The following is a 21,966-nucleotide window of genomic DNA, read 5'->3' as shown; positions in this document are numbered from 1 at the left end:
CTAACATTATTTACTTATCTTCATTCTAGCAAAAAAAAAAGCATTTTGGCAGAATTTTGCTACGAAAAAAGACTTGAACCATCGTCCAAGTCGATTCTATTTTATGATAAGCTGTCTAGGGCTATCTTCAAGTCTTCAATCAAGTCATTTACATTCTCGAGACCAATTGAAAGACGGATTTGATTTGGAGTGACACCTGCTGCGAGCTGAGCTTCTTCTGGCAATTGAGCATGTGTGGTAGTAGCTGGGTGGACCACCAAAGATTTAGCATCAGCAACGTTGGCCAAATTAGAGAAGATTTCCAAACTATCAATGACTTTACGCGCTTCTTCGGCTCCGCCTTTTACCTGGAAGGAGAAGATGGACCCCACTCCTTTTGGCAAATACTTATCCGCCAGTGCCTTGTAAGGGCTATTGTCCAGCGAAGGATAATTGACGGATTCTACCTTAGGATGATTGAGCAAGAAATCAACGACTTTTTCTGCATTGGACACATGACGCTCAACGCGAAGAGAAAGAGTTTCTAACCCTTGCAACAACAAGAAGGCGTTGAATGGAGCTAGGGCTGCACCCGTGTCACGGAGCAATTGAACACGAACCGCCACAATGAAGGCTGCTGCACCCAAATCACGGGTATAGCTGATATTGTGATAGCTAGGATCTTCCTCAACAAATTGCGGGAACTTCCCAGATGCTGCCCAGTCAAATTTACCAGAGTCAACAATGACACCACCAATTGTTGTACCATGTCCACCGATAAATTTAGTCGCTGAATGTACTGCAATATCTACACCATGTGAGAAGACATTGATGAGATATGGCGTTGCAAACGTATTATCCGATACCAGTGGAATCTGATTTCTATGTGCAATGTCCGCCAATTTTTCAAGGTCAGGAACATTGATAACCGGATTACCCAAGGTCTCAATAAAAACTAGTTTGGTGTTATCTTGAATCGCTGCTTCTACTGCCTCGAAGTCATCAATATCAACAAAGGTGGTTGTGATTCCATAGCGTGGCAAAGTTTCTTTGAAAAGATTAAAGGTACCACCATAGAGAGTTGTTGCTGCTACGATATGATTACCGGCATGAGCCAAAGCTAATATAGTATAGGTGATAGCCGCCATACCAGATGAAGTAGCCAGAGCTCCAACACCACCTTCTAGCGCTGCAATCCGATTCTCAAAGGTTGCTACTGTAGGGTTAGTAATTCGAGTATAGATATTTCCCAATTTGCGAAGAGCAAATAAGTCTTCCGCCTCCTGGGCATCATCAAATACATAAGAGGTTGTTTGATAGATTGGTACAGCACGAGATTTTGAAGCCGCATCTACTTCCTGTCCCGCATGCAATTGCAAGGTCTCAAACGAAAATTCTCTAGTCATAAGGGATCTCCTTTGTTCTTTTTGAACATTGTACTCTATTTTCACAGGCTTGACCAATAGAAATTTTTAATCCAAGGCTATAGTTATAGACTATACCATTCTAAGAAACAAGAAAAAATACCCAATAATCATGGATTATCGGGTAATACCTATTTCAGTCAACTAATCATCAAGGGTAATTGTTTCAACTACGTTGTCTTTTATGACAAGTTTAAATCCCCTACCCTTGACTGGGAAAATCCCATTTCCAAGGGTTTTTACAACGCTCTGTAATTCCTCGTCTTCAGCTATTATTCGATTCAAGATAGCAACATCAAGCTGCTCAACTCGCTCCAAATAACGCAGCATTGCATGTTCCGAAACAATCAAATCGCTTCGGCCTTTCAATGCCTGGATCCTCTGATTGACTGAATTAAGTTTGGAAGAGACCAGAGAAATTTCTTTACCCACCTGACCTTTACGGTCACGAAGGTTCTCTAGCTGGGCCTCTAATAGAACTTTCTTAGATTCGAGGTACTTGAGTTCCTCTTGTTCTTTACGATTGCTCATATTTTGCCCCCTTTCTATATTTTGCAAAAGAATATCATCTTTGCATAACATCCTCTTCCAAATCTATATTAACATAAATCTAAAAAAATGTCTGGTAAACGACATATAATCCTATAACAATTTCTTATGGTTTTATACTAAATCCTCAAAGGAGATTCGACCAGATTTCCCTTGAAAAACAAGCAAATTTTTGCTATACTTATCTTAGTGAAACCCACATTTTCATGCCTCCAAAAAGGCAAATAACTAATAATTCTGGAGAATGATATAGTCAATTTCAAGACTGGATAACCTATCAGCCTTGTTTATACTTGAACCCTCTTAAACAATGTCACTATCATAGAAAACTATGACATATTTCTACACAAAATGTGATGGTCAATCATTGTGGAAGGACGGGTAACTATGAAAAAATTATTGCTAACCATACCTATTTGGAGTCAGCTCCTATTCCTTTTTCTAGTGCACAGTTTCATAGCCATCTACTTAATGCCCTACTCATTGTATATTTCCATTTCAATTAGTTTAGGAATCTTAATTCGTTACAGTGTCCGTTTCTCTAAGAAAGCTACTCCTAAATCTCCAACATTTTTTCAACCAAAGCCTTGGAGAAAACTCCTCTTCCTTCTTCTGCTATTGTTAGCGGCATTTGTCACTGTTTGGCTGTCCAAAGGCAACCAGCAGCAACTGCTTCGTGGAATCTTAATTGGAACACTCTGCCTCTTAGGTGTAGTGCCTCTAGAAAAGTATGACCAATATTTAAGTCAGTTGCGCACTTAGAATGACCACCCAGCCAAATCTAATCCTGGAAGACATTTTAAGATACATGAAAAATCTCCTAGAATACATTGGTCCTATTGGACTTATTACCCTAATCATTGCCTACAGTATATACAGGAGGCTCCACCCGACGACAGAAGATGATAAGCACCACCTGCCCAGCCGATGTCCAGAATGTTCGTCCACATCTATTCAAGCCTACAAGCCGGCTAGAAAGCGCTACTCTCGAACTGCAGCTATGATGGGCCACCTATTGAATGGTAGTCGAGGAGCTTGGTTTGCTACCCTCTACGAAGCTGACCGAACCTACTACTACTGTCGGTACTGCGGGCACAAATTTGACAGAAAAGAAAATAGATTCCTGGCAGAATAGGATTCACCTACAAGGCACTTGAGGACGCACTCTCAGGTGCTTTTCATATCCAACTAGCTTGCCAATCTTTCCTCCTGCCCAAGATTGGTCTGATAAAGATAGCGCATCCGTTCAATCTGCAAGCGAAATTGCCCGACCAGGGCTGATACATCCAAAACCATTTCCTTAGTTCGAGTTGCTTCCATGACACCATCTACCAAACGACTGACTTCCTCACCATCTCGAACTCCCATAGACCACAGCTCCTGCAAGATAGTAATACCATAGCGCCTCTCATACTCAACCATGCTTTTCAATACCCACTGGTACTCAGTCTGATGTTTCATTTGATTTCTCCTTATACACGACTCAACAGGGAACGATTGTAAAATTGATTGGTTAAACTGGCCTGCAACATGGCCAACTCCACAATAGACTGGTAGTTTGTCAAATCAAGCCCTTCTAATATCCGATAAGATATAAATAATTTTGGCTGCAAGCGACTCAGATGACTGCTCCAGGCAAGCCCATCCTCTTTGAATAAATCAAAGGCAGGAAAATATATCTGATTGACTAACTGATAGGCTCTGCTATTTAACAAATAGGAATAATCCTGCATTACATCTCGGCAAAAGGAAGCTAACCAAATCGCAGCCCTCACCTCTGGATTCCCCTGGTATTTAGCCAGCAAGCGCATGGTCATGAGGCCAGCCGTACCCTCAGACAAGCTGTCAACACACACATCACCCGTATCTAGTCCAAAATGCTCAGCATAATTCTCCCACACCCGATACAAGGTTTCCCACTGAATCTCAGTCCTCCGAACTTCCATTTGTCTATCCTCCAATCCTTCTGTTTTCATCATCTTACCATTATTTTTGATTTTTGTCAAACGTATTAAACATAAAACTTGATATTTTATTCAAGATATGGTAAAATAAGTTAAACAATCAAGGAGGAGAGCCATGATTCTAGGTGACATTTTAAAAAACTACCGGACAAACGAAAAACTATCAATGGATAAATTTGCGGAAAAATCCGGCCTAACAAAGGGTTACATTTCTATGCTGGAAAAAAATCAGCATCCAAAGACTAAGAAGCCCCTTCTACCAACCATGGAAACTCTGGAAAAGATTGCGATTGGGATGGGCATCCCAGTGCATGAACTGATTGCCCAATTGGACCAGGACCAGGATATTGCCCTGACCCTGACACCTGGACAATTTGCCCAATTCCATTACAAAATGTCAAATCAGGTGCAAGAACTAGACCAAATATTGGTAGGTGACTACCGTGATAAATGGATTCACTTTGGCTTTGAGCAGGTAGCTACCATGGCAGATTCAGATGCACCGTCAGGTGAGGTTGTCAAGCTGTCTGACTACTTAGAAACCGTCCAACTTCCTGTCCAAGGCAAGGTGTCTGCTGGTAGCGGTTATTGGCAGGACAGCGACTTTGATAACCTAGTCACTTTTTCTGCTGATACTATTCCTGCTCCACAGGAATACGATGCTATTGCTGAGGTGGTCGGAGATTCAATGGCGCCCTACATTGCCAGCGGTGACTATCTCTTTATCCGTCTCTCTCACCAAGTCGAGCTCAACACTGTAGGAATTTTTTCGGTCAACGGCGAAAATTTTGTCAAAAAAAATAAGGGAACCTATCTCGAATCCCTTAATCCCGACTATGATGATATTCCCTTGTCTGAGGACGACGACATCAGACCAATTGGTCAACTCGTCCAAATTTATTCTCCTGAATAAAATGAAAAATCCTGTGGTTCTCATGAACAGCTCCCTGTCAAGTGGACAATGAAATAATAAAAGATTAGACGACGGCCTTGTTCCTCATTTCAATAGGAGCAAGGCCATTGTTATGCTCTTGAAAACGTTGATGATTGTAAAAATAGATGTAGGCATCAATATCTAAAACTAGCTCCTCAAAAGTCTTATATTTCTTCAAATCATAGCACTCCGTCTTAAAGTGCCCAAAGATACTCTCAATTGGTACATTGTCAATACACTTACCAACACGAGACATAGAGCGTGTCATCTGATACTGGGTAGTTAAACAGTAATAATCTTTCGAAGTATACTGCGAACCTCGGTCGCTGTGAATCAATGGTGTCGCATCAGGATTAGCTTTTCGAGATTTACGAAGCGTCTCTAACACCAACTCATTATCACTAAACTGACCAACCACATAAGCGACAATACCATTATGTTGGCTATGAACTTCCTTTATGACATCTATCAATCTTGTATTTTCTTGTTCAGAAGGAGTTTCTTGATGACGCAACCACTTGTAGTAGCCTGAGCGAGATATCTTTAGAATACGGCACAAGCGGCTGATAGAAGCCTCTTCATGCTCATCCGCATATTCTTTAATTGTTTGAAAAGTTTCCAAGTGGCGACCAAGTCTTACCGTCGATTTCGTCGTTTGATTTCTTCTACCATTTTTAGCAGGCCGTTCTCCATTTCAAGATACTTAATCCGCTCTTCCTGTTGCTTGATTTTAAGGCGTAACTCTTCTTCTGGAGTCAGATTAGGCTTGCTTTCCAGGCCTTTCCCACGACGATCTAGGAGACCGTTAGAACCTTCCTTCTGGAACTTTCTGACTCAAGAATAGACCTGTTGGTAGGAAACACCATACTTCTCAACAGCCCCTTGGTAATCTTTCTCGTGGGCAAGAGTAGAATTCACAATCTCAACCCGTTCGTCAAATGTTGTCTTGCGTCCTTGTTTCATGCGTCTCATTCCTTTACTAGTAGCTTTCAGTTCTTTACCACTAGTATAACTTTTTAGCCAGGATCTGAGAACATAAGGGTCAGAAATATCGTACTTTTCACTGAGACTTCTTAAACTTCCTTGGCCATTGAGATAGTCGGAAACAGCTTGTTCCTTTAGTTCCTTATTATATTTCGTCCAGCGACGACTCTACTCTAGCCTCTAAACACCAGCTTCTTTGTACTTCCGAACCCAGTTCGATAGGGTGTCTTTAGAAATGCCTTGGTTTCTAGTTAACCAACTAAGTGATTTCCTTTCTTCCAAGTGAATGAGAACTATTTCTAGTTTCTCAGATACAGATTTTGGACTTCTTTTGGACATAATAACACTCCCCTTATAGTTTCTAGTGAAAATTTTTGTTTTTTCACTGTCCACTATATGGGGAGCATATCATCAAAACTACAGGATTTTTGCTTTATCTTTGAATAGACGACCAAAATGCAGACTTGGCTTGAGGCTTTTCACCACCAAGTCGACAGGCTCATCCATTTGATTTCTACAAAAGTTTACTTAATCTTTTCTTCTTCATAATCACCGTTCGGGCAGACGACTTGCTTGCCACCACCACGAACCTTCTTCTCAACCAGATAATGGTCACATTTTGGACAGGCGCGACCGACCGGCTTATCCCAAGATGTAAATTCACATTCTGGATAACGGTCACAACCGTAGAAAAGACGATTGCGTTTGCTCTTGCGCTCAATGACCTGACCCTGATGACAGACTGGACAGGTCACGCCGATTTCCTTGGTGATTTGCTTGGTATTGCGGCAATCTGGGAAATTGCTACATGCGTAGAATTTACCAAATCGTCCCAGTTTGATGACCATGGGATGACCACAAACGTCACAGTCAAATCCCGCAGGCTCATCCTTGATTTGGATTTTTTCCATTTGCTCCTCAGCCTTGGTCAACTCTATCTTGAAAGGCTGGTAGAAGCTATCGATAATCTTCTGCCACTGCTCTTTTCCAACCTCAACGTCGTCCAATTTCTGCTCCATTTCGGCTGTAAATTTGACGTTGACGATGTCTGGGAAAAATTCAACAATCAATTTATTGACAATCTCGCCCAGCTCTGTCGGCTCAAATCGCTTGGTAGCCAGTTTAACATAATAGCGTTTTTGGATGGTCTCAATGGTCGGTGCATAGGTAGATGGACGACCAACACCATTTTCTTCCAAGGTCTTGATTAGTGTCGCCTCAGAATAGCGAGCTGGTGGCTGCGTAAAGTGCTGCTCAGGATTGGTAGCGGTCCGAGTAACCGTATCACCTTGCTCCATATCCGGCAACATTTTATTCTTGTCTGAGTCGTTGTAAACCGCCATATAACCGTCAAACTTGACTTGGCTACCATTAGCCGCAAAGAGAACACCATTTTTCCCTAGACGAACGCTCATGGTGTCAAATACAGCCGCAGCCATTTGGCTGGCTACAAAACGATTCCAAATCAGTGTATAAAGACGGAGCTGGTCCTTATCCAGATATTTGGCAATGGATTCTGGGGTCAGATTGACATTGGACGGACGAATAGCCTCGTGGGCATCTTGGGCACCACTGGCATTTTTGAACTTGCTGCCATGCTTAGAATAGTTTTGACCAAACCGCTCTGTGATAAAGGCAGCAGCCTGCTCCTGAGCCACTGGACTAATCCGCGTCGAATCGGTACGCATGTAGGTAATAAGACCCTGCGTGCCGCCTGTTCCAAGACTGACCCCTTCATAAAGCTGCTGGGCAATCATCATGGTCTTCCGCGTACGGAAATTGATTTTATTGGCCGCATCCATTTGCATGGTGGAAGTGGTGTACGGTAATGGCGCATTGCGTCTCCGCTCCTTGCGTTCGACTTGCTCCACCAAGAAATCATCACCCTTTAGCCTATCCAAGACTTCCTTGACTTGGTCATTGTTTTCGATTTTGACTTTCTTGCCGTCCACTCCATAAAATGATGCCTGGAATTTTTTCGTTCCTTTTTTGAAGGTAGCGTCAATGGTCCAGTATTCTTCCGGCTTGAAATTGTTGATTTCATTTTCTCGGTCAATGATGAGCTTGAGGGCAACGGATTGCACGCGCCCTGCCGACAAGCCTTTCTTGACCTTTTTCCATAAGATTGGCGAAATCGAATACCCTACGATACGGTCCAAGACCCGACGGGCCTGCTGGGCATCGACCAAGTCATGGTTGATAGCACGCGGCTCCTTGAAGGCATTTTTTACCGCATCCTTGGTGATTTCATTGAATACCACACGGTTTTTGTCCTGCTCATCCAAGCCCAAAATGTGGGCCAAATGCCAGGAAATCGCCTCTCCTTCCCGGTCCGGGTCACTCGCCAGATAGACTTGTTTGGCATTCTTGGCCTCTTTTTTCAAAGAATTGATGAGCGGCCCTTTACCACGAATATTGATGTATTCTGGTGCGTAGTTATTGTCAAAGTCAATGGACATGCTGGATTTTTTCAAATCACGGATATGTCCGACCGAGGCAACTACCTTGTAATTTTTACCAAGATATTTCTCAATGGTCTTGGCCTTGGCAGGCGACTCTACGATAACCAGATTTTTCTTGTTCGCTGTTTTTTTCTTACTAACTGTTTTTGTAGCCATTCTCATTCCTTACAAATATTTTTAACTCACAAAGAATATACTATTTTTCAGCTAGTGTCAAGATTTTTATTTTCCTATAGGAAAACTTATTTTAAAATTGATAGTCAGAAATGATGTCCAAGCCCGATGTGACGCACTTTGCGCCCTCTTGAATCAAATGATGACATCCGTCAGATTTTCCGTCTAAAATGGAGCCTGGAATGGCAAATATTTCCCGCCCTTCTTCCAGGGCACGCTCACAAGTAATCAGGCTACCCGACCGCATTTTTGCCTCGCAGACCACCAGTCCGCCGACCAAACCAGCGATAATCCTATTACGCTCTGGGAAATGAAACTTGAGCGGCTGTTCACCAGGCCCGTACTCTGTTAAGACCAGATGATGCTTGCCTATATAGGACTGCAAATCTTTATTTTCCTTGGGATACTGCACATCCAAGCCTGTACCGATGACCGCAATGGTCTGTCCACCATTTTTTAGGCTGGCGATATGGGCCGCCGTGTCAATTCCTCGCGCCAGGCCGCTGACAATGACATAGCGATTCTGAAGTTCCTTAATAATCTTCTGGACTGACTGGATGCCGTTTTTACTGGCATTTCGCGTACCAACAACGCCCAACTTTGGTTTATCTAGCAAGTCAAGGTCTCCTTGGTAAAAGAGCAAGACTGGCGGATTGTAAATTTCCTTGAGGGCCAAGGGATAAATGTCATCCAAAATCGAAAAGGATGGAAAGCGATTAAACTCCTCACGGCAGGCCTTGATGTCCAAATTTTTATAATTTTCCATAAAGAGAATGGGATTTTTGCATTCAGAGACGACAGCCATGTTGCGCAAGGATAGCTTTTTATCGTACTTCTCTTGGTAAACCAAGATTTTGTGAATATTGAGATTAGTCAGACCAGCCTTTTTCAACTTAAAAATATCAAAATTATTCATATTAATTACCTCTCTACCTGATTTGTTCGTAAAAAAAATAAATCTCCGAAGAAATTCATAGAAAATTTTGAAACATTTTTATTCTGAGACTAACAAATTCTTAAGAAATTCTCTGAAATATTGTTAGATTATTCTATTGTTCCTATTTTTTAATAATCAATTTGATTGCCTCTTGCAATCGTCTCTCTTGCTCCTCTGGGTCATCAGAAGGATGTTCAATACAGGATTGAACTTTTTGTGCAATGGCAATTCCCATCATGCTATTAATACTGGATCGGACTGCACTAAGCTGCGTTACAATATCTATACATTCTTGTTCTTCTTCAACCATTTTTTGAATACCGCGAAGTTGACCTTCTGCGCGTTTTAATCGGTTCATCATATCTTTTTTATCTGTCTTCATATTTTATATGGTACCGATTGTTTGTAAAAAAGTCAATTCAAAAACTTGACAAGTTATCCTCATCTTTGTTATATTTAAAATACCCTATAGGGTATCTAAGAGGAGGACACATGCTTAAACAAATCTTATCAGGAATCTTTTCATCTTCTGAGAGTCTTACTGTGGCAGAACTGCCACAAGCCTTACAAGAACCCAATACTATATTATTGGATGTCAGAGAAGTCAATGAATTTAATTCTGGACATATTGCACAAGCAATCAATAGCCCACTGAGTCAACTCGAAAACTTCAAAGGCGATAAAACGAAACAGTATCTCGTCATTTGTCAATCAGGCATGCGCAGTCAACGAGCTACTGAGTATTTGACTAGTAGTGGATACCATGCACTGAATGTTCGTGGCGGAATGAATGCCTGGAACGGTCCTATCAAAGGAGTTCAATAAATGAAAATTCTAATTATTGGTGGTGTTGCGGGAGGAATGTCCGCTGCTACTCGTCTCCGTCGTCTGATGGAGGGTGCCGAAATTATCGTATTTGAAAAAGGTCCATACGTCTCCTTTGCTAATTGCGGACTTCCCTATCACATTTCTGGAGAAATTGCAGATCAAAGCAGTCTATTACTCCAAACACCAGAAAGTTTACAAGAGCGATTTAATCTGGATGTTCGGCCTTTTCACGAAGTCATTAACATCCACCCTGACAAACAAACGGTCACTGTCCAAACTCCAAATGGGCAGGTCGAAGAAACTTATGATAAATTGATTGTATCGCCAGGGGCAAAGCCCTTTATTCCTACCCTAGAGGGTATAGAAAATGCAACCAATTTGTTTACTTTGCGAAATGTACCTGATTTGGAAAAAATCATGACACAACTGAAGAAAGTAGAAAATGGGAAAGCAGTTGTCATCGGTGCTGGTTTTATTGGTTTGGAAATGGCTGAAAATTTGGCACTCAAGGGACTGGACGTCACACTGATTGAACAAGCTCCTCATGTCTTGCCGCCTTTGGATGAAGAAATGGCTAGCTTTATTGAGGCTGAACTACTATCGAAAGGAATTCGTGTCCTCACGGGTCAGTCTGTAACAGGTTTCAGCCACAATGGACAAGTATTATCTTTAGCAAATGGGGAAACAATTTCTTCTGACTTGATAATCTTATCTGTCGGGGTACAGCCAGATTCAACATTAGCTGCTGATGCAGGAATCGCAGTGGGACTTCGCGGTGGTATTTTGGTTGATGAAAATTATCAGACCAATCTACCAAATATTTATGCGATAGGTGATGCTATCGTGGTTAAGCAAGAGATAACCGGGCAAGACGCTTTGATTTCTCTAGCCTCTCCTGCCAATCGACAAGGTAGACAGGTTGCTGATGTCATTGCTGGTTTAAAACGTATCAATAAAGGGTCTATCGGGACAGCCATCGTTAAAGTATTTGACCTAGTCGCAGCCTCAACCGGTCTAAACGAACGGACGGTTCAGACGCTTGGATTTAACCATGCGGTCGTACATACAACAGGCAAGGATCATGCCGGTTACTATCCGGGTGCAACCGATATTGTCCTCAAGTTGATTTTTTCACCAGTTGATGGCAAAATTTATGGGGCGCAGGCTGTTGGCCAAAAAGGGGTTGATAAACGCATTGATGTAATTGCGACAGCTATTAAGGCTGGTTTGACAATTTTTGATTTACCAGAACTTGAGTTGACCTACGCACCTCCATTTGGCTCGGCTAAAGATCCGGTCAACATGATTGGCTACGCAGCCCTCAATATCGCAGAAGGATTGAGTGAGAATATCCAGTGGCATCAATTGGAGCTAGAGTTGGAAAATGGTGCTATTTTATTGGATGTCCGGAATCATAATGAAGTGCGAAAAGGTCATTTTAAAGATTATATACATATTCCACTCGATCAACTCCGTGACCGAATGAATGAATTAGATAAAAATGAGCGCTACATCGTCAGCTGTCATAGCGGTCTCCGTTCTTATATTGCTGAACGTTTGTTAAAACAACATGGTTTCGATGTAAAGAACTTAGACGGTGCCTATTCTCTCTATAAAATGGTGCGACCTAACGCTATCTTAAACTAGATTATCCCTCCAGACTAGATGGTTCTGGAGGAATTTTTATCTTTTCAATTGACAAATTATTTTCATGATTATATAATCTAGTTATGTATACTAGATTAAACAAAAACGAAAGCGATCATCAATTGCCCTATTGGGAAGACTTGCCAGAGATTGATTTGTATCTAGATCAGGTCTTGCTCTATGTCCATCAGGCTACGCAGTTTTCACCGTCTAAGGAGGACAAGGGGCTGACTGCATCTATGGTGAACAATTATGTCAAACACAAGCATTTGGAAAAGCCTATCAAAAAGAAATACCAGAAACACCAATTGGCTCGACTGATTGCGCTGACTTGTTTGAAGAATGTATTTTCCATCCAAGAAATCAGCCAGACCCTGAATATCTTACAGTCCCACTACTCTTCAGATAGGCTCTACAATTATTTTGTGGATTGTATGAATGAAAATGAGATGGAGACAGCTCCTGAAATCATTCGTTATGCTTGCCAGACCTTGAAACTCTACCACAAGACGCATCAGCTGGCTTTAGAATTAGAAAGAGGCTAGTCATGGATTACAAAATGAAACTCAGTATTCCCCTAACATTCGGTGAAGAAGTCGCTAACAGCGTCACGCATGCTGTCGGGGCTCTTCTGATGCTAGTTCTCCTACCAATTACCGCGGTGCATGCCTTTAAAGATTACAATGTCACTGCTGTGGTTGGCATGTCCATCTTTGTCAGCAGTCTATTCTTGATGTTTCTCTCTTCTTCTATCTATCATTCCATGCCCTATACTTCGGTCCATAAGTATGTTTTGCGGATGATTGACCATAGTATGATTTACATCGCCATTGCGGGCAGCTACACACCTGTTGCTCTCTCCTTAGTTGGTGGTTGGTTGGGCTATCTGATTATCAGCTTGCAGTGGGGCATTACGATTTTCGGCATTCTCTACAAAATATTTGCCAAAGAAATCAATGAAAAATTTAGTTTGGCACTCTATCTGATTATGGGCTGGCTCATTATTTTTATCCTGCCGGTCATTTTCCAACAGACCAATCTGACTTTCGGGCTCCTCATGTTGGCAGGGGGATTATCTTATTCAATCGGTGCTCTCTTTTATGCCAAGAAACGACCCTATTTTCACATGATTTGGCACTTGTTTATTCTCCTAGCCTCAGCCCTGCAGTATATCGCCATTGTCTATTTTATGTTATACTAGAAATCCGATAGACGTTCCAATTTCATGCGATTTTTTGCTTTCCATGATAAACTGATACATAGGAAATGTTAGAAGCTGCATTCAGAGCTTGGCACTTTTATATAAGTTCACCTTACTTATGAATACAATTTCTTAGAAAGTAAAAATTATGATTACCAAAGAATTTGACACCATTACTGCCATATCGACTCCCTTGGGTGAGGGCGCTATCGGCATTGTCCGCCTATCTGGCACAGATGCTTTTGCCATTGCCAGCAAGGTTTTCAAGGGAAAGGACTTAGCAACAGTTCCTAGCCACAGCCTCAACTACGGCCACATTATTGACCCTGCGACAGGGCAAGTGCTTGACGAGGTCATGCTGGGTGTCATGCGTTCCCCAAAGACCTTCACGCGCGAAGATGTCATTGAAATTAATACCCACGGAGGCATCGCCGTTACCAACGAAATTCTCCAGCTCCTGATTCGCCAAGGTGCTCGGATGGCTGAGCCGGGTGAATTTACCAAGCGTGCCTTTCTCAACGGTCGTGTGGATTTGACCCAGGCCGAAGCCGTCATGGATGTTATCCGCGCCAAGACCGACAAGGCCATGCACAATGCCGTACGCCAGCTTGACGGCTCCCTTTCCCAGCTCATCAACGACACCCGCCAGGAGATTCTCAACACACTGGCTCAGGTCGAGGTCAACATCGACTACCCTGAGTACGACGACGTGGAGGAGGCGACGACAGAGCTGGTCCGTGAGAAGACCCTCCAGTTCCAAGCTCTTCTAGAAAATCTCCTCCGCACTGCCCGCCGTGGAAAAATCCTGCGTGAAGGCATCGCAACCGCCATTATTGGTCGTCCCAATGTGGGAAAATCCAGCCTGCTCAATAACCTCCTCCGCGAGGAAAAAGCCATCGTTACAGACATCGCAGGAACAACCCGCGACGTTATCGAAGAATACGTCAACATCAAAGGCGTCCCCCTCAAGCTGATTGATACCGCTGGTATCCGTGAAACAGATGACATCGTTGAAAAAATCGGTGTGGAACGCTCCAAAAAAGCCCTTGAGGAGGCCGACCTCATCCTGCTAGTCCTCAACGCATCCGAACACCTGACTGAGCAAGATCGCAACCTACTAGCCATTTCCGATTTGGCCAACCGTATTGTCCTGCTCAACAAGACCGACTTGGAAGAACAGATTGAAGCAGACCAGCTGCCTGAGGAGGTCATCCGCATTTCCGTCTTAAAAAACCAGAACATCGACCAGATTGAAGAAAAAATCAACCAGCTCTTCTTTGAAAATGCTGGTCTGGTAGAGCAAGATGCCACCTACCTCTCCAATTCTCGCCACATTTCCTTGATTGAACAAGCCGTCCAAAGCCTGCAAGCTGTCAATGACGGACTGGAAATGGGCATGCCTGTCGACTTGTTACAGGTTGACCTGACCCGCTGTTGGCAAATATTGGGAGAAATCACAGGCGATGCCGCTCCAGACGAACTCATCACCCAGCTCTTTAGTCAATTCTGTCTTGGAAAGTAAGGAAATTTAGGTGTGGAGATCGTGCTTACTGAAGAGCTGCAAGGCTTCCATGGCACTTTCACAACGCTCATCCTAGAAAAATGCTTGACTAAACAGCAGTCTAGTGGCATTTATTCAGGCAAATAAGCAAGTAATCCCTATTCATGTAATGCAAATTATTTACATGGATTTTTCTTTTTTATTCTTGCTTTTTCATTTTTGTTTTGATTGTTTTTTTTACAAAATATTTGTTATAATAATGTCATAAAGGAGGTCTTCCTATGAAAAAAATTATCATTCTGCTATCTACCGTTTTTCTCCTTGTGCTAGGTGTCATCAGCTGGAAACTATTAACCTCTGGTCATGCCAAGTTTGAACTCCAAGATTCAGCTTCAATGTATATTATTTATCCTAATCAGATTGAGACCTATCAACTAGAAGGAAATGACCTCAAGCTCTTGAATCGACAAGAGATGGGAGGCATTGTTTTCCCTCTAGGAAATAGCCACAAGCTCCAAAATCGTTATCTGATGCTCTCAAGCAGCGCCCCAAAATCCTACGCAGAAAATGTCACTTCGCTGGATTTTGAAACAGGTACGATTTCCCAGAAAGCCACCAAGTTTCATGATTACATTGCAGGGAGCGACGAGCACCATCTCTATATGGCTGGTAGGCACCTGACTTGGTTTGATACGAGTGGCAAAGAGGCTGGACAGCTTACTCTGCCTGAAGATTTTTCTACCCTGCCTAGCATCATGACCGATTCTGGCGATTTGCTTGTTCTGTACGGTCACAGGTATGTAATTGATAAACCTGAAGAAACCCGTGCTTACTATCTGATTTTTGACAAGAAATCTGAGAAAATTGTAGACGAGATTGAGGTACCACTTAGTCATCAAGTCCACCAAGGCATCTTGAAAAATGGTCTTGTCTATCACCCAATTTTTACCTATTATCATGGTAATGGGCAACAGGAAACCTCTTATGATGTGCAGACCTTCGATCCTAAAACAAAAGAAATCGGGAAAATCCATCTCTCTCATCCGCATCCCTCTACCATTCACAATCTGGGAGACAAGCATCTCCTATTGATTGAACATGATAGTTATATTAGCAAATATCCTCATTTCACCCTCTATAACTTAGAAACTCAAGAAGAGAGCTACCATTCCTTTCCTAACTTATCTGATAGCGACAGCCCAATCAAACATATTCAACTGTTGGATCAAGAACGATTACTGTTCACAAAGGATAATCAAGTCATCATTTATAATTTCAAACATTCTGAAATTCTCAATCAGACAAGCCTGCCATCTGAATATGTAGCTGGTGTCTGGTTTACCCCCTAAGAAAAAGGAACTCGCTCGAGTTCCTTTTCACTTCTATTCTTTATCTTGTAAATCAACGCTTGGTACTGTTGTTGCGGCATCGTTAGTCGCTTGGAAGAGGTTAACTTTCTCATAGCCAAAAAGATTGGCGTAGATAGAGGTCGGGAACTTCCTGATTTTTTTATTGTAGGCTGTTGCCACCGTATTATAATCCTTGCGGGCCACTAAAATCCGATTTTCTGTGCCTTCAAGCTCGGTAATTAAGTCCGATACCTGCTGGTTGGCTGTGATTTGTGGATAATTTTCCGCCACTACTAAAAGGCGAGAAACTGCTGAATCTAGCTGAGTCTGAGCCTGATTGTACTCTGCTGAACCTTGCTGGCTGGAACCAATCTTGGCACGCGCATCCGCGATAGCTGTAAAAATATCTTTCTCATGCTCCATGGCCCCCTTGACGGCCGATACAACGTTGGGAATCAGATCATAACGTCGCTGGAGCTGGGTCTGGACATTGGCCTGGGCGTTCTCCACTTCGGCGTGGCTATCCACCAGACCATTGTACTGACCGATTGCTCCTATTCCCAAAAATAGCAAAGCTACTAGGGGGATGAGGAAGGTTAACCATTTTTTATTCATACTATTTCCTTTCTTTTTCTTACCAACCAGAGGAGGCGCCGCCTCCGCCGCCTCCACCACCGGACCAGCCACCTCCGCCGCCAAAGCTAGATGAGGAATGGTCAGAATGATGGTGATGATGGTAATGATAATCGTCGACCCACATCCAAAGTAGGCTACCTGGACCACCTCCGCGGCCACCACGACTGGACTTATCAATAATGATAAAAATAATAACCAGAACAATAATGAGGATGAAAAATGAACCGACATCATCGTCACTATAAGTTTCTTGATTTTCTAAGCTAGCCAGCTGCTGGGCTCCCAGGTCTGTCCCGTAAAAGCGGTCGCCGATGGAATTGACAATGTAGGTGACACCAGCATCATAGTCCTCCTGGCGGAAAAACTCCCTGGAGGAATCTAAAATATCTTTGGCCTCTATATCCCTGATGACGGTGGCTGCATTGTCCGAGGTCTCTATCCGAAACTGCCTGTCATCTATGGCAATGACCAGCAAAATCCCGTTATCCGTCCCAGAAAATCCCACCTGCCAGTGACGAAAGAGCTCATTGGAAAAACTTTCTAAGTCATCATTCAGATGGTCCGTCACATAGACCCCCACCTGCAATTTTTGACCGGTACGCTCCCATTCTTGATTCTTTTGGTCAATACTGGCGATCGTATCAGCTGATAGGTAGCCTTGTTGGTCTACTACCGTCGTATCCAGCGGCCGATCTGGCAACTGGTCCGCTCTAACAATTGGCGGAAATAAGGCCAGCAAAACTAGTAGACTGACCAAGATTCCGCCTAGCCATACCACATACTTTCTCATCTCAACACCTCCTTCGGCACAAAAAGACAAGAAATCATCTATTTTCTATATACAATTATATCATATTGTGTACTGTTGAACAATATTTTTTATGTCCCTCTGCAATCTGGGTAAGACACGTTCCTTGAACCAGGGATGCTTGGCCTTCCAGATATTATTTCTAGGAGAAGGATGGGGCAGAGGAAAATAACTGGGCAAATAATCCTCAAAATGTCGGACCCTTTCGGTCAAGTTCCTCTGGGATTTCCCAAAAATAGCTTCCTGAGCATAGCTCCCAATTAAAAGCGTCAGATCAATATGAGGCAAATGTTGCAAAATGAGCGGATGCCACTTGTCAGCGAAGTCCTTGCGCGGTGGCAAGTCACCTGTCTTACCCTTACCAGGATAATAAAAATCCATAGGAAGAATAGCAAACAGACCTGAGTCATAAAAGGTTTCTCGGTCCACCCCCAACCAATTCCGAAGATTATCGCCACTAGCATCATCAAAAAGTCGACCTTTTTCTTGTGTTTTCAAACCCGGCGCCTGCCCGATAATCAGAATGCGAGCAGTCTCAGGCGCATGAAAGAGCGGTTCAATCCCTTGACGTGTAAAAACTTGATTGGCAGGGTCAGACATAATAGCCCGACGAATGGAGGATAGCTGCATATTGTGTCTCCTAAAAAAGACGGAAATCCCGTCTTTCCATCTCTTATTTAATCAACTCATAAATGGCCTCTGCGTAAATTGCCGCGGCGCGGTAGAGGTCTTCTACATCCGCAAATTCATTGGCCTGGTGCATGGTATCTGTGTAGCCTGGGAACATAGCTCCATAGGCAACGCCACGCTCTAGCAGGCGACCAAAGGTTCCGCCACCGATGACTTGCTCGTGACCTTTCAGTCCTGTGTGTTTCTCATAAACAGACAGGAGAATGGCTACCATTGGGTCGTCAATCGGGCAATAATGCGGTGTGTGACCGTGGTCTGACAGGCTGACGCTTTCTACCTCAAATTTCTCCAAGCCAGCCTTGATGACTTCAGGACTGGTGTTTTTTGGATAGCGGAAATTGAGGGCAATGGTGTTGTCTGCTGCGCCTGCATCAAACTTGAAGACACCAGCGTTCATGGACAGGGCACCCATTTGCTGATCGTAGATAGCTACGCCTAATTTTTTCGCATCGTGGTCCTCAAATAGAGTTTCTCCGGCAAGTTCCAAATAAGCCTTGGCTGCACCTTCAAAGGCAAACTGGTTGAGGAATTTAGCCAAGTAGGTCGCCCCATTGACCCCATTTTCTGGGTGGGCACCGTGGGCTGATTTTCCGATGACGGTCACTTGGACACGACCGTCAGACAGATTTTCCGCGCTAGCTGACACGCCGTATTCCGCTGAGAAGGCTGCCAATTTATCCTCAAGACTATCTAACTGACCAGAGATGACTGCTGTCGCGGACTCAGGCACCATGTTCTCACGAAGACCGCCTGTAAAGCTATGCAACTGAGCAGCTCCGCTATTTTCCCCAGCAAAATGCAAATAAGCTGTGATGTTGCCCTTTTCACCGTTGATAATCGGGAACTCGGCATCAGGAGAAAATCCGAAATCTGGCAGAGGGAGACCAACGTTTGCGAAGTAATAATCCATGTCCGCCCAGCCCGACTCTTCGTCGGTACCTACGATGAAGCGGACTTTCTTAGAGATTGGCAAGCCCAATTCTTTGATGATTTTCAAACCGTAGTAGCAAGCCATAGTCGGCCCCTTGTCGTCGGACGAACCGCGCGCAAAGAGCTTCCCATCGATGATTTGTGGATCGTAGGGGTCTGTATTCCAGCCACTACCAGCAGGAACTACATCCAAATGCCCGAAGATACCAAGCACCTCATCGCCTTCACCGAACTCAAAATGTCCAGCATAATTGTCAACATTTTTGGTCGGATAGCCGTCACGCTCAGCAATTTCTAGAAATTTATCCAAGGCACGGACAGGACCCGGTCCGAATGGGTGTTGGGCATCCGCTTGGCTATCGTCGCGCTCCGAATTGATGCGCAAGAGGTCGAATAAATCCGTCATGAATTCATCCTTGCGTTTGTCTACTTCTGCTCTAAAATTGATTGTCATACTGTCTCCTTTGCAATGTAAATGTAAGTCTATTTTATCATAATTTATCATGCAGATATAGAAAAAACTGACCTTTTTCAAGATCAGTTTATTCTTATTCAAATTCCAATTGCGCCTTGTCCGTAAAATAAGACTTGTAGGCTGCGTATGATGCGATAACGGAGGCCAGACTGGTAGCCGACAGGAGCATGAACATGACCATAATCTGATAACGAATGGCAGCTACAGGGTCAACACCTGCAAAAATCAGACCAGACATCATGCCGGGTAGGCTGACCAGACCAACCGTCTTGGCTGAGTCAATAGTCGGTTGCATTCCCGTTTTGATACTTTCGCGCAAAATGTCCTGCGAAGCCAATTTGGCAGACGCGCCCAAACTCAATTTCTCCAAGACCCGCTGACGATTATCCGTAAAGAGACGATACATAGCCCGATAGGACAGGCCGATGGCTGACATGGCATTACTAGCTAGCATACCAGAAATAGGAATGACCTGCGAGGGAATGAACTTAATAGCCCCCGACCAAATCAAAATGCTCAAGGTCAATCCAGTAGAAATCAGAAGGGCAAAGAAGGGATGCCAGAAGGACTTGTTGACGACAGGGTTACGCTTATTGGCCTGACGACTAGCATTGTAGAGAATGACTAGGACCATGACCAAGCTCAACCAGCCATTAGATACTTGAAAGACAAACTTCAAGACATAGCCGACCAGAAAGAGTTGGACCACCGTCCGCAAGACAGCCATCACAATGTCTTTGGTAATTCCCAGCTTTTCCTTTTGGCTGATGCTAAGCGCAATCAAGACCAGACCAAAGACCAAGGCCAGAGAAAGATTGCTTACATTTACTTGGTTCATTGGACAATCCTCCCCTTCTCTACCTGGATAATGGTGCTGGCTGCTGCTATTTCCTCCGCATCATGCGTGACTTCGACAATGGTATGTCCTGCCTTGTGGTAATCGGCAATCAAGTCATGCACCAAGGCTTTGCTTATCGCGTCTAATCCAGCCGTCACTTCGTCCAGTAAGAGCACCTGGGGCTCAAAGAGAAGATTGCGGACCAAGGCCACGCGCTGTTTTTCACCGCCCGACAATTCGGAGATTTTCTTGTCTAAAAATGTCGCTGGCAAATCTACCTTGGCAAGAGCTTGAACCGTGCTTTCTTCATCAACATCCAGCTGACGAATGTCAAAAGGAAAGGCAAGGTTATCCCGCACCGTTTGCCCAAAGAGAACTGGCTGCTGGAAACAATAGGAAACCTCTCTGCGGTAGAGAGGCATATCCATTTGTGCTAAATCCTGAGACTGGTAGAGGACTTGTCCTTGACTAGGAGAAGTCAACCCTGCCAGCAGTTTTAAAATCGAACTCTTACCAGACCCGGACGGACCAACCAAGGTCAGGCGCTGACCAGCATCTATACTGAGCGTCACATCCGCCAAAATGGTCGTGTCTGCATGAACTAAGCCGACGTGATTTAGCTGAAAAATCGGCATTAGCGACCTGCCTCCTCTGCCTCTTCCGCAGCCATTGCAATAGCCTGAGTCTCGTGAATAGTGCCATGCGCATGGTGAGCAGGACCATAGATAGAATAGAGTTTCAAGTCCTCATCGCCAATGTTGATAACATTGTGGTAGGTATCTTTTGGAATGAAAATGGCAAATTCTGGAACTACTTCTGTATCAAGGGTAATGTTGTCCGCATCTGTTCCCATGATAACCCGTCCCTTCCCTTGCTCCACGCGCAAGAATTGATCATTTTCAGCATGCACTTCCGCGCCAATATCCCCACCAACTGGAATCGACATGAGGGTCACCTGCAAGAGTTCCCCAGTCCAAAGGGCTGTCCGGTAGTTTGTATTTTCCAAGGTTGCGTCTTCAATATTTGTTACAAATGGTGCTTTACCAAAATCTTTCGTTGTCATCTTATATACTCCTCAAATTGTAATCATTCTAAAGTTTATTTAGAATTGTACTAATTATATAACTTCATCTGCAACTTGTCAAGAAAGAAATTGAAAAAAATTCATAAAAAAATTGACCAGCTTAACTGATCAATCTTTCCTAGTAAAATGAGCAATTTCTCCTTGGCTGGTCGCATCTACAAAAGCCACCTGCTCTAGATTGCCAATCAGGTCAAATAGGGACTGACTGTTTGACTGGAGCTCCTCTGCCACTTTGTCAGAGGCTTTTTCTACCTTCAAAAATACTGTTAATTGATAGGGTTCCTTGTCTGATTTGATTTCGATACGATCATAAGTATAACCTTCAGGATAATCCTGTAAAGCAGCTAACTGAATGACCTTGCTATTGTCACCAACATAGTCTGTTTTGTACTGTTCCAGATTCACCTCTTGGCTTTTTTCTGCCTGACAGGCTGCTAAAAAGACGAGGAACAAACAGGAAACAAGAAATAAATATTTTCGCATGACTTTTCCTCCTGAAGCTTATATACTTTAAATTATAAACCCTTACACAAAGCCTGTCAAGAAAATTGACTTCATGTAATGTATACCAA

The 21,966-nt window shown here is 43.5% G+C and carries 24 protein-coding genes and 1 pseudogene; 9 read left to right on the top strand and 16 right to left on the bottom strand.

The window, feature by feature from the left end; all coding sequences use genetic code 11:
- Window positions 1-101: 101 nt before the first annotated feature.
- Window positions 102-1,385, bottom strand: coding sequence for an O-acetylhomoserine aminocarboxypropyltransferase/cysteine synthase family protein (locus ACHBIE_RS01975; RefSeq protein ID WP_105122793.1), 1,284 nt, complete (start codon window positions 1,383-1,385; stop codon window positions 102-104).
- Between the two features lie 162 nt (window positions 1,386-1,547).
- On the bottom strand, window positions 1,548-1,934 hold the full coding sequence (locus ACHBIE_RS01970; RefSeq protein ID WP_125265615.1) for a hypothetical protein: 387 nt from the start codon (window positions 1,932-1,934) through the stop codon (window positions 1,548-1,550).
- A gap of 405 nt (window positions 1,935-2,339) precedes the next feature.
- Here ACHBIE_RS01970 and ACHBIE_RS01965 point away from each other — a divergent pair, with 405 nt between their 5' ends.
- A complete protein-coding gene (locus tag ACHBIE_RS01965; RefSeq protein WP_105122792.1) occupies window positions 2,340-2,714 on the top strand; it encodes a hypothetical protein in 375 nt (124 codons plus the stop codon).
- Between the two features lie 46 nt (window positions 2,715-2,760).
- Window positions 2,761-3,087: a hypothetical protein gene (locus ACHBIE_RS01960; protein WP_105110578.1), complete on the top strand. Its 327-nt coding sequence runs from the start codon at window positions 2,761-2,763 to the stop codon at window positions 3,085-3,087.
- A 53-nt stretch (window positions 3,088-3,140) separates the two neighbouring features.
- Here ACHBIE_RS01960 and ACHBIE_RS01955 read toward each other — a convergent pair whose 3' ends face one another.
- Both ACHBIE_RS01955 and ACHBIE_RS01950 read right to left on the bottom strand, forming a co-directional pair.
- Window positions 3,141-3,413 carry a hypothetical protein gene (locus tag ACHBIE_RS01955; protein WP_105110579.1) on the bottom strand — a complete coding sequence of 91 codons (273 nt, stop codon included), beginning with the start codon at window positions 3,411-3,413 and terminating at the stop codon, window positions 3,141-3,143.
- Window positions 3,414-3,424: 11 nt separating this feature from the next.
- On the bottom strand, window positions 3,425-3,931 hold the full coding sequence (locus ACHBIE_RS01950; RefSeq protein WP_394732595.1) for a hypothetical protein: 507 nt from the start codon (window positions 3,929-3,931) through the stop codon (window positions 3,425-3,427).
- A 100-nt stretch (window positions 3,932-4,031) separates the two neighbouring features.
- On the opposite strand from ACHBIE_RS01950, the gene ACHBIE_RS01945 reads away from it, so the two are divergent.
- A complete protein-coding gene (locus ACHBIE_RS01945; protein WP_105122790.1) occupies window positions 4,032-4,829 on the top strand; it encodes an XRE family transcriptional regulator in 798 nt (265 codons plus the stop codon).
- A gap of 64 nt (window positions 4,830-4,893) precedes the next feature.
- Here ACHBIE_RS01945 and ACHBIE_RS01940 read toward each other — a convergent pair.
- The 4 genes and pseudogenes from ACHBIE_RS01940 to ACHBIE_RS01925 all read right to left on the bottom strand — a co-directional run bounded on the left by ACHBIE_RS01940 (window position 4,894) and on the right by ACHBIE_RS01925 (window position 9,789).
- Window positions 4,894-6,173 (bottom strand): annotated as a pseudogene (locus ACHBIE_RS01940) (helix-turn-helix domain-containing protein).
- A 185-nt stretch (window positions 6,174-6,358) separates the two neighbouring features.
- A complete protein-coding gene (gene topA / locus ACHBIE_RS01935; protein WP_394732594.1) occupies window positions 6,359-8,452 on the bottom strand; it encodes a type I DNA topoisomerase in 2,094 nt (697 codons plus the stop codon).
- A 91-nt stretch (window positions 8,453-8,543) separates the two neighbouring features.
- A complete protein-coding gene (gene dprA / locus ACHBIE_RS01930) occupies window positions 8,544-9,386 on the bottom strand; it encodes a DNA-processing protein DprA (protein ID WP_105110582.1) in 843 nt (280 codons plus the stop codon).
- A 142-nt stretch (window positions 9,387-9,528) separates the two neighbouring features.
- Entirely contained in the window at window positions 9,529-9,789 is a 261-nt protein-coding gene (locus ACHBIE_RS01925; RefSeq protein WP_105122788.1) for a metal-sensitive transcriptional regulator, read from the bottom strand.
- Window positions 9,790-9,899: 110 nt separating this feature from the next.
- On the opposite strand from ACHBIE_RS01925, the gene ACHBIE_RS01920 reads away from it, so the two are divergent.
- The 6 genes from ACHBIE_RS01920 (at window position 9,900) to ACHBIE_RS01895 (ending at window position 15,933) form a co-directional block, all read left to right on the top strand.
- A complete protein-coding gene (locus tag ACHBIE_RS01920) occupies window positions 9,900-10,232 on the top strand; it encodes a rhodanese-like domain-containing protein (protein WP_105122787.1) in 333 nt (110 codons plus the stop codon).
- Window positions 10,233-11,882, top strand: coding sequence for an FAD-dependent oxidoreductase (locus ACHBIE_RS01915; RefSeq protein ID WP_105122786.1), 1,650 nt, complete (start codon window positions 10,233-10,235; stop codon window positions 11,880-11,882).
- Between the two features lie 83 nt (window positions 11,883-11,965).
- Window positions 11,966-12,427, top strand: coding sequence for a DUF1836 domain-containing protein (locus ACHBIE_RS01910; RefSeq protein WP_105122785.1), 462 nt, complete (start codon window positions 11,966-11,968; stop codon window positions 12,425-12,427).
- A gap of 2 nt (window positions 12,428-12,429) precedes the next feature.
- Window positions 12,430-13,083: a hemolysin III family protein gene (locus ACHBIE_RS01905; RefSeq protein WP_105122784.1), complete on the top strand. Its 654-nt coding sequence runs from the start codon at window positions 12,430-12,432 to the stop codon at window positions 13,081-13,083.
- Between the two features lie 148 nt (window positions 13,084-13,231).
- Window positions 13,232-14,605: a tRNA uridine-5-carboxymethylaminomethyl(34) synthesis GTPase MnmE gene (mnmE, locus tag ACHBIE_RS01900; protein ID WP_394732593.1), complete on the top strand. Its 1,374-nt coding sequence runs from the start codon at window positions 13,232-13,234 to the stop codon at window positions 14,603-14,605.
- A gap of 260 nt (window positions 14,606-14,865) precedes the next feature.
- Window positions 14,866-15,933 carry a hypothetical protein gene (locus tag ACHBIE_RS01895; RefSeq protein ID WP_105122782.1) on the top strand — a complete coding sequence of 356 codons (1,068 nt, stop codon included), beginning with the start codon at window positions 14,866-14,868 and terminating at the stop codon, window positions 15,931-15,933.
- Window positions 15,934-15,966: 33 nt separating this feature from the next.
- On the opposite strand, the gene ACHBIE_RS01890 is transcribed toward ACHBIE_RS01895, so the two are convergent.
- The 8 genes from ACHBIE_RS01890 to ACHBIE_RS01855 form a co-directional block, all read right to left on the bottom strand.
- Window positions 15,967-16,548 (bottom strand): LemA family protein, encoded by a 582-nt coding sequence (locus ACHBIE_RS01890; protein ID WP_105122781.1) that lies wholly within the window; start codon window positions 16,546-16,548, stop codon window positions 15,967-15,969.
- A 19-nt stretch (window positions 16,549-16,567) separates the two neighbouring features.
- The gene (locus ACHBIE_RS01885; RefSeq protein WP_105122780.1) at window positions 16,568-17,359 is read right to left on the bottom strand and encodes a YgcG family protein; all 792 of its coding nucleotides are present in this window, start codon (window positions 17,357-17,359) and stop codon (window positions 16,568-16,570) included.
- Window positions 17,360-17,419: 60 nt separating this feature from the next.
- Window positions 17,420-18,007: a uracil-DNA glycosylase family protein gene (locus tag ACHBIE_RS01880; protein ID WP_105122779.1), complete on the bottom strand. Its 588-nt coding sequence runs from the start codon at window positions 18,005-18,007 to the stop codon at window positions 17,420-17,422.
- A gap of 43 nt (window positions 18,008-18,050) precedes the next feature.
- Complete coding sequence (gene pepV, locus ACHBIE_RS01875; RefSeq protein WP_394732592.1) at window positions 18,051-19,451, bottom strand: dipeptidase PepV; 1,401 nt, start codon at window positions 19,449-19,451, stop codon at window positions 18,051-18,053.
- Between the two features lie 94 nt (window positions 19,452-19,545).
- Window positions 19,546-20,310 (bottom strand): ABC transporter permease, encoded by a 765-nt coding sequence (locus tag ACHBIE_RS01870; protein WP_257104339.1) that lies wholly within the window; start codon window positions 20,308-20,310, stop codon window positions 19,546-19,548.
- Window positions 20,307-20,945, bottom strand: coding sequence for an ATP-binding cassette domain-containing protein (locus ACHBIE_RS01865; protein ID WP_105122776.1), 639 nt, complete (start codon window positions 20,943-20,945; stop codon window positions 20,307-20,309). Before ACHBIE_RS01865 ends, ACHBIE_RS01870 begins: the two co-directional genes overlap by 4 nt.
- Window positions 20,945-21,373, bottom strand: a complete 429-nt coding sequence (locus ACHBIE_RS01860) for a cupin domain-containing protein (protein WP_105122775.1) — start codon at window positions 21,371-21,373, stop codon at window positions 20,945-20,947. The genes ACHBIE_RS01865 and ACHBIE_RS01860 overlap by 1 nt, the downstream gene beginning before the upstream one ends.
- A gap of 129 nt (window positions 21,374-21,502) precedes the next feature.
- Window positions 21,503-21,877, bottom strand: coding sequence for a DUF4825 domain-containing protein (locus ACHBIE_RS01855; RefSeq protein ID WP_105122774.1), 375 nt, complete (start codon window positions 21,875-21,877; stop codon window positions 21,503-21,505).
- Window positions 21,878-21,966: the final 89 nt, after the last annotated feature.

Source organism: Streptococcus sp. A23 (genome assembly GCF_043674155.1).
Lineage (GTDB): Bacteria > Bacillota > Bacilli > Lactobacillales > Streptococcaceae > Streptococcus > Streptococcus suis_V.
Note: the sequence above shows the minus strand (reverse complement) of the source record. Positions and strands in the feature narration are given on the sequence as shown.

Coding starts and splice junctions, on each gene's coding strand:
- ACHBIE_RS01860 (WP_105122775.1), bottom strand. CDS start 21,373: ATGACAACGAAAGATTTTGGTAAAGCACCATTTGTAACAAATATTGAA.
- ACHBIE_RS01890 (WP_105122781.1), bottom strand. CDS start 16,548: ATGAATAAAAAATGGTTAACCTTCCTCATCCCCCTAGTAGCTTTGCTA.
- dprA (WP_105110582.1), bottom strand. CDS start 9,386: ATGAATAATTTTGATATTTTTAAGTTGAAAAAGGCTGGTCTGACTAAT.
- ACHBIE_RS01915 (WP_105122786.1), top strand. CDS start 10,233: ATGAAAATTCTAATTATTGGTGGTGTTGCGGGAGGAATGTCCGCTGCT.
- ACHBIE_RS01975 (WP_105122793.1), bottom strand. CDS start 1,385: ATGACTAGAGAATTTTCGTTTGAGACCTTGCAATTGCATGCGGGACAG.
- ACHBIE_RS01880 (WP_105122779.1), bottom strand. CDS start 18,007: ATGCAGCTATCCTCCATTCGTCGGGCTATTATGTCTGACCCTGCCAAT.
- ACHBIE_RS01855 (WP_105122774.1), bottom strand. CDS start 21,877: ATGCGAAAATATTTATTTCTTGTTTCCTGTTTGTTCCTCGTCTTTTTA.
- ACHBIE_RS01925 (WP_105122788.1), bottom strand. CDS start 9,789: ATGAAGACAGATAAAAAAGATATGATGAACCGATTAAAACGCGCAGAA.
- ACHBIE_RS01955 (WP_105110579.1), bottom strand. CDS start 3,413: ATGAAACATCAGACTGAGTACCAGTGGGTATTGAAAAGCATGGTTGAG.
- ACHBIE_RS01865 (WP_105122776.1), bottom strand. CDS start 20,945: ATGCCGATTTTTCAGCTAAATCACGTCGGCTTAGTTCATGCAGACACG.
- ACHBIE_RS01870 (WP_257104339.1), bottom strand. CDS start 20,310: ATGAACCAAGTAAATGTAAGCAATCTTTCTCTGGCCTTGGTCTTTGGT.
- ACHBIE_RS01960 (WP_105110578.1), top strand. CDS start 2,761: ATGAAAAATCTCCTAGAATACATTGGTCCTATTGGACTTATTACCCTA.
- ACHBIE_RS01895 (WP_105122782.1), top strand. CDS start 14,866: ATGAAAAAAATTATCATTCTGCTATCTACCGTTTTTCTCCTTGTGCTA.
- ACHBIE_RS01920 (WP_105122787.1), top strand. CDS start 9,900: ATGCTTAAACAAATCTTATCAGGAATCTTTTCATCTTCTGAGAGTCTT.
- ACHBIE_RS01910 (WP_105122785.1), top strand. CDS start 11,966: ATGTATACTAGATTAAACAAAAACGAAAGCGATCATCAATTGCCCTAT.
- ACHBIE_RS01950 (WP_394732595.1), bottom strand. CDS start 3,931: ATGATGAAAACAGAAGGATTGGAGGATAGACAAATGGAAGTTCGGAGG.
- topA (WP_394732594.1), bottom strand. CDS start 8,452: ATGGCTACAAAAACAGTTAGTAAGAAAAAAACAGCGAACAAGAAAAAT.
- ACHBIE_RS01965 (WP_105122792.1), top strand. CDS start 2,340: ATGAAAAAATTATTGCTAACCATACCTATTTGGAGTCAGCTCCTATTC.
- mnmE (WP_394732593.1), top strand. CDS start 13,232: ATGATTACCAAAGAATTTGACACCATTACTGCCATATCGACTCCCTTG.
- pepV (WP_394732592.1), bottom strand. CDS start 19,451: ATGACAATCAATTTTAGAGCAGAAGTAGACAAACGCAAGGATGAATTC.
- ACHBIE_RS01905 (WP_105122784.1), top strand. CDS start 12,430: ATGGATTACAAAATGAAACTCAGTATTCCCCTAACATTCGGTGAAGAA.
- ACHBIE_RS01885 (WP_105122780.1), bottom strand. CDS start 17,359: ATGAGAAAGTATGTGGTATGGCTAGGCGGAATCTTGGTCAGTCTACTA.
- ACHBIE_RS01970 (WP_125265615.1), bottom strand. CDS start 1,934: ATGAGCAATCGTAAAGAACAAGAGGAACTCAAGTACCTCGAATCTAAG.
- ACHBIE_RS01945 (WP_105122790.1), top strand. CDS start 4,032: ATGATTCTAGGTGACATTTTAAAAAACTACCGGACAAACGAAAAACTA.